Consider the following 5,838-nt stretch of genomic DNA (forward strand, 5'->3'; position numbering starts at 1 on the left):
ATCGACCGGGTGTTGCGCACCGTCGCACCCGCCTCCCGGACACCCAACCTTCCACGGCGCCCGGACACTTGGCATCGTCCGACAGGTGGAGAAGCTCCCGACCGGCCGTCAGCGGGTGCCGACGGCCGCCCGTACGGCCCGGCGGGCCATGGCGCAGTCGTCGTGCAGCCGGCGCAGCAGCAGCCGCTGCTCCTCGCCCGAGGACAGGGTGCCCGGACGGTCGTGCGTCGCCCCCGCCGGTCCCGGTTCCCGCATGGTGCGCTGGACGGCCGTCTCGTAGGTCCGGATCTCTCGTGTCAGCACGAGCATCAGATTGACCAGGAACGCGTCCCTCGCGTCCGCACCCCGCGACTGGGCGAGCTGGCTGATCTCACGCCGCGCCACCACGGCGTCCCTGCCCAGCACCGTCCAGAGCGTCGCCAGGTCGTACCCCGGGAGGTACCAGCCCGCGTGCTCCCAGTCCAGGAGGACCGGACCGGTGGGCGACAGCAGGATGTTGGAGAGCAGCGCGTCACCGTGGCAGAACTGCCCCATGCCCTGCCGGCCGCCCGCGACCGCGAGACCGTGCAGCAGTTTTTGCAGGTCGCCCAGGTCGCGATCGGTGAAGAGCCCCAGCTCGTGGTAGCGGGAGATGCGCGAGGCGTAGTCCAGGGGAGCGTCGAAGAGACCGGCCGGCGGGCGCCACTCGTTGACCCTGCGGATGGCGCCGAGCACCTGGCGCACGTCGGTGCGGGGTGGCGGCTCCACGGGGTGGCGCGTCAGCGCCGCCACCCGTCCGGGCATCCGCTCGATCACCAGCGTGCAGTTCTCCGGGTCCGCCGCGATCAGCCGGGGCACCCTGACCGGAGGGCGGTGCCGGACGAACGAGCGGTACGTCGCTATCTCGTGCCGGAAGCGTTCGGTCCAGGCCGGCGAGTGATCGAGTAAACACTTCGCCACCGCCGTCGTGCGTCCGGTCATGCCCACGATCAGTACGGAGCGACCGCTGCGGCGAAGCACCTGGACCGGGTTGAATTCGGGGCAGATGCGCTGCACGGAGGCGATGGCCATGCGTACCTGCGCGCCCTGGGGACCCGACAAGTCGATTCTCCCGCTGAGCGGTTGGGTGCCCGGGCCCGCCGTCCGCCGGGTCCGGCCCAGCCCCTGTACCGGGGTGCCGGAGAGGGGGGCGAGGTATGGTCCGCCTCCGGTTCCCCTCGGACGGAGCGGCCGGGGCGGGGCGGACACGGAGGACGATGCTGTGTACATGGGCGAGACAGATCCCTTCGTGCGCCGACAAGTTGCGTGCACCACCCCGGCCGGCGGCCGTCCGGCACCCTGGGGAGTACCGAGGGCTGCCGGGCGGGGTGGCGCACTCCTACTTGACATCGCGTCGCCCATGGCAGAGCAGATAGCGAGCCCTGGCGAAGGGTGGCGAATATGCGCGCCGCATCTGACTCGGGGTTAGTGTGCAACTCAGCCGAGAACCTGGGGGCTTGACGTGACCGGAGAACCCAACACCCGTCTTTCCGATCTGTTCGGCATGGCCGGATGGTCCAAGGGAGAGCTCGCGAGGATGGTGAACCGGAAGGCAGCGGCCATGGGCCACTCCCAACTGGCGACCGACACCTCGCGCGTCAGGCGCTGGATCGACATGGGGGAGTCCCCGCGCGATCCCGTGCCGGAGGTGCTGGCGGCTCTGTTCACCGAGCGGCTCGGCCGTGTCGTGACCATCGAGGACCTCGGGTTCGGCCGACGCGGGCGCACGGGAAAACGGCGGGTCGCCGGGACGGAAGACAACCCCGACGGCCTTTCGTGGGCGCCCGAACGGACGGTCGCGGTCCTCACCGAATTCACGGGAATGGACCTCATGCTCAACCGACGCGGCTTGGTGAGCGCGGGCGCCGCGCTCGCCGCCGGCCCCGCCCTCACCGGCGCCATGAACGACTGGCTGCACGCCGATCCCGCTCTCGCGGCGGACGTGCCCCGAACCGACAGCCCCCTCCCCGCGGACCCGGCGGGGTTCGACCGCTACGACACCGCTCCCATCGGATCCGCCGAGGTCACCGCGCTGGAGAACTCGGTCGACATCTTCCGCAAGTGGGACGCCCAACGCGGCGGCGGACTCCAGCGCAAGGCAGTGGTGGGCCAACTCAACGAAGTCGGGGGATTGTTGGCGTACCGCCACCCGGCCGACCTCCAGCAGCGCCTATGGGGAGTCGCCGCCAACCTCGCGGTCCTCGCCGGCTGGATGTCCCACGACGTCGGCCTCGAACCCACCGCCCAGAAGTACTTCCTCATCGCCGCCCACGCGGCGCGTGAGGGCGGCGACCGGCCACGGGCCGGCGAGGCCCTGTCACGCGCCGCGCGCCAGATGGTCCACTTGGAGCGTCCTCAGGACGCACTCGATCTGATGAAACTCGCCCACGCCGGGGCCGGCGACGAGGCACTGCCGCGCACCCGCGCCATGCTCCACACCATCGAGGCGTGGGCATACGCGTCGATGGGCCGCGGACAGGCGATGCGCCGCGCCCTGGGCGAGGCGGAGGAACTCTTCGTCTCGGACCGGAACGTCGAGAAGTCGCCCGGCTGGATGCAGATGTTCGACGAAGCCGATCTCTACGGCATGCAGGCGCTCGCGTTCCGCACGCTGGCCGACCACGACCCCTCGGCAGCCGCTCTCGCGCAGCAGTACGCCAAGAAGGCCCTCGGGATGCGGAACGACGGCCGCCAGCGATCCAAGCTCTTCGACTTCATCTCGCTCGCGTCGGCGTGCTTCATCGCCGGCGATCCGGAGCAGGCGGACACCTACGCCCGGCGGGCTCTCGTATCGATGGGGGAGACCTCCTCGCACCGCACCTGGGACAGGCTGCGCCAGATGTACGACCTCACCGACCGGTACCTCGACGACCCGGCGATCCGCGATCTTCGCGAGGAGCTCGAACTCGTGATGCCCCGGCAGGTCAAAAGGACGAGAAGTTCCGAGGCCTGAGCCGTCGGCCTGGCGGAACGTCCTCGGCCCGCGCGCGGGCGTGCCGGATCATCCTTCGCGGCGGACCGGTGTCCTGTCGGTGGGAGTGAGGTGTCAGGTGTCAGTTTCAGTCGGCGATGCGGGCGACCAGCACGCATCCTTCGACCGGGCGTTCGTCCCCGCCGAACTCCTCGGCGACGGTCCGTACGCACTCGGCTGCCGTGCGGGACCGGGAGAGCCGTGGTGCCAGCCCCAGCAGCTTCGCCGGGGTGGTGCCGCGGTCGGCGGCCGGGGCCGGCCCGTCGGTGCGCAGCAGGAGCACGTCGCCGGGAAGCAACCGCGCGGTTTCCTGCCCGTAGGCGACTCCCGGCGCGGCGCCCAGGAGCACCCCTTCGGGAGGGGGCAGCGTGGCCCCGGCACCGTCACGGAACAGCAGGGGAGGGGGATGTCCCGCTTGTGCCCAGGTGAGGAGGCCGTCCGAGGGATCGAACAGCCCGCACAGGGCACTGCCCAGGGCCGGCTGGGCGGACGCCTGGAGCAGCTGGTTCAGATGGGTCAGCAGTGCCCGGGGCTCGATGCCCGCCACGGCCATGCCCCGCAGCGCGCCCAGCACCATGGCCATGGAGGAGGTCGCGGAAATGCCGTGGCCGGTGAGGCTGCCGACGGTGAGCAGGGTCCGGCCGTCCGGCAGCGCCATGGCGTCGTACCAGTCACCGCCGGTCGGACCGCAAGTCTGTGACGGCAGGAGCCGGGCCGCGACGTCCATGGCACCGGATTCGCCGCAGGTGGGCCCCAGCGAGCCTTGCGGCGCGGGCAGAACGGCCTGGTGCAGTTCGACCGCGATCCGGTGTTCGGTCCTGGCGATGTCGTCCTGGCGTTGCAGGGAGTCGCGGGTACGGACCTCCAGCTGCCGACTGTCGTTCAGCGCGCTGACGTCACGCAGGACCGCCCAGAGGGAGACGGTACGGCCCTCGGGGTCCAGTACCGGCTCGCCCATGGCGTGGAGGGTCCGCATCCTGCCGTCCGGACGGCGGATGCGGAACTCGCCGTCCATCGGCTTTCCGTCGATCAGGCAGTTGGTCACCATGGCGGTGAGCAGGGGCTGGTCCTCCGGTACGAGCACGGTGGGAAGCTCGTCCAGGGAGAGCGGCCCCACGGCCACGTCCCGGCCGAAGATCTCGTACAACTCGGCGGACCACTCGACGCCGTCGTTGAGCAGGTTCCACTCGGCGCTGCCCGCCCTGCCCGACAACGGGCCCTGTTCCTGGTCGGCCGGAGCGGCGTCCGGGGCCGCCGGGGGCGGTCCCTCCCTGAGCTGCCCGAGGCGGGCTCCGAGGTCGTCCAGATGGTGGGCGGCGAGGTCGCAGAGCGCGCGCTGCCAGCGCGCCTGAGGATCGTCCTCGTCGATGACCACCGCGGCCCGGCACACCGAGTCCAGGTCTCCGCGCAGTCGGCGTGCGCGGTTGATCATCGCGTCGACGGCGTCCCGCTCGGACGGTCGTGCCGCCGGGCGGTCCGCGAAGAGGGGGGACGGCATCTCGAACTCCGATACAGACGCTGCTGCCGACTCTCGGGGAGGAACGGGAGAGGAACCGAGGACGACTGTGGCACAGGGGAGTGGGGCTCGTAAGGGGTTTGCCGACACTCGTTGCGTTCTTGCTTTTGGCATATGCCAGCGGCTGTCGCGGAAGGTCGTTTTTCGAACTTCCTTTCGTGGGGGAGGTGTTGGGTGGGGCGTCTCGGGGCGTCGGGGTGAGGGTGTGGCTCCGCGGGGTGGGGCTCCGGTCCGCCGGGAAGAGGTGTCCGGGGGCGGGAATGCCGCTCTGATTGCTCGTGTTACCTCACCAGAATGAAAACGACATCCATTCCTCTCAATGGGGTGGAGTCGCCCAGCGGAGGAGGCATTCATGGCGCGCAGTGAGCTCAGGCCGGTCGTCACCCTCCGGTCCACGGCGGGGACCGGGCACCGTTATGTCACGCGCAAGAACCGCCGTAACGACCCGGACCGGCTGGAACTGCGGAAGTTCGACCCGGTGGCCGGCCACCACGTGGTCTTCCGGGAAGCCCGCTGACCCGCACGGCCCATCGGCACCTCCGGCGACGCTCCCGCCCCGCACGGCCCGTCGGCACCTCCGGCGGCGTCTGCCCGGGCGACCGGGCGGACGCCGCGGTCCACCCCGCCGGACATGTACGACCCGCACCCGTCGCCCGCCCCTGGAAGGAACCCTCGTGAAGCAGCACATCCACCCCGCCACCCGTTCCGTCGTCTTCCGTGACCGGGCCGCCGGGGTCGCGTTCCTGACCCGCTCGACCGTCGACGCGACCGAGCGCGTGGAATGGGAGGACGGCCGGAACTATCCGGTGGTCGACGTGGAGACCTCGTCGGCGAGTCACCCGTTCTACACCGGTACCCGGCAGGTGCTGGACACGGCCGGCCGGATCGACCGGTTCCGCCGCCGCTACGGGGACGTCGCGGCCGGCCGCTGACGAGCCCCCGGTGCTCCGGCGCCGGAGCGCCGTCCGTCGGGCGGGTGCCCCGGATCACGCCGGGGGGCCCGGAGGCCCGGGAACACCCGGGCGTGGTTTATCGTTCATCTATACGTGGTGCGAGGGGGACAGTGTCCCCGGGCCTCACCTTTCGCCCACGGGGAAGATCGTTCGGCTGAAGCCCCGTGGAGCAACCCGCCGAGAGGCGACCGCCCCTCGTACCTCATGAACGGCCCCGGCCGGATTCCCCCGATCCGGCCGGGGCTTCTTGCTGCCCGGGTAGACACGGCCCAGGGCGGGAGCGAGCGGGGCGGCTGGAAGGGCATGCGCGGCGCCGACGTGACGCCGGCCGCCTGCGTCGTGCTCTCCCGGACCCGTGTCGACGTCAACGGCGCGGTGCG

The 5,838-nt window shown here is 71.2% G+C and carries 5 protein-coding genes and 1 pseudogene; 4 read left to right on the top strand and 2 right to left on the bottom strand.

The annotated features are described in order from the left end of the window. Nucleotides 1-108 precede the first annotated feature (108 nt). Complete coding sequence (locus ACWD3D_RS32510; RefSeq protein WP_451464324.1) at nucleotides 109-1,248, bottom strand: aminoglycoside phosphotransferase family protein; 1,140 nt, start codon at nucleotides 1,246-1,248, stop codon at nucleotides 109-111. A gap of 232 nt (nucleotides 1,249-1,480) precedes the next feature. Here ACWD3D_RS32510 and ACWD3D_RS32515 point away from each other — a divergent pair, with 232 nt between their 5' ends. Continuing rightward, a complete protein-coding gene (locus tag ACWD3D_RS32515) occupies nucleotides 1,481-2,971 on the top strand; it encodes a DNA-binding protein NsdB (RefSeq protein ID WP_451464325.1) in 1,491 nt (496 codons plus the stop codon). Between the two features lie 106 nt (nucleotides 2,972-3,077). Here the strand turns inward: ACWD3D_RS32515 and ACWD3D_RS32520 are convergent, their stop codons facing one another. Continuing rightward, complete coding sequence (locus tag ACWD3D_RS32520) at nucleotides 3,078-4,487, bottom strand: PP2C family protein-serine/threonine phosphatase (RefSeq protein ID WP_451464326.1); 1,410 nt, start codon at nucleotides 4,485-4,487, stop codon at nucleotides 3,078-3,080. A gap of 370 nt (nucleotides 4,488-4,857) precedes the next feature. Between ACWD3D_RS32520 and rpmG the strand changes: the two genes are divergently transcribed. From rpmG to ACWD3D_RS32535, 3 genes and pseudogenes are all read left to right on the top strand, one after another. Further along, nucleotides 4,858-5,022: a 50S ribosomal protein L33 gene (rpmG, locus tag ACWD3D_RS32525; protein ID WP_328723417.1), complete on the top strand. Its 165-nt coding sequence runs from the start codon at nucleotides 4,858-4,860 to the stop codon at nucleotides 5,020-5,022. Between the two features lie 157 nt (nucleotides 5,023-5,179). Continuing rightward, entirely contained in the window at nucleotides 5,180-5,437 is a 258-nt protein-coding gene (locus ACWD3D_RS32530; protein WP_451464327.1) for a type B 50S ribosomal protein L31, read from the top strand. Nucleotides 5,438-5,758: 321 nt separating this feature from the next. Beyond that, nucleotides 5,759-5,838, top strand: a pseudogene (locus ACWD3D_RS32535) (YbaK/EbsC family protein); the annotation flags it as partial.

This window comes from Streptomyces sp. NPDC002690 (genome assembly GCF_053592415.1).

Excerpts from the sequence above, each read along its gene's own strand:
- ACWD3D_RS32510 (WP_451464324.1), bottom strand. The coding sequence starts at position 1,248 with ATGTACACAGCATCGTCCTCCGTGTCCGCCCCGCCCCGGCCGCTCCGT.
- rpmG (WP_328723417.1), top strand. The coding sequence starts at position 4,858 with ATGGCGCGCAGTGAGCTCAGGCCGGTCGTCACCCTCCGGTCCACGGCG.
- ACWD3D_RS32520 (WP_451464326.1), bottom strand. The coding sequence starts at position 4,487 with ATGCCGTCCCCCCTCTTCGCGGACCGCCCGGCGGCACGACCGTCCGAG.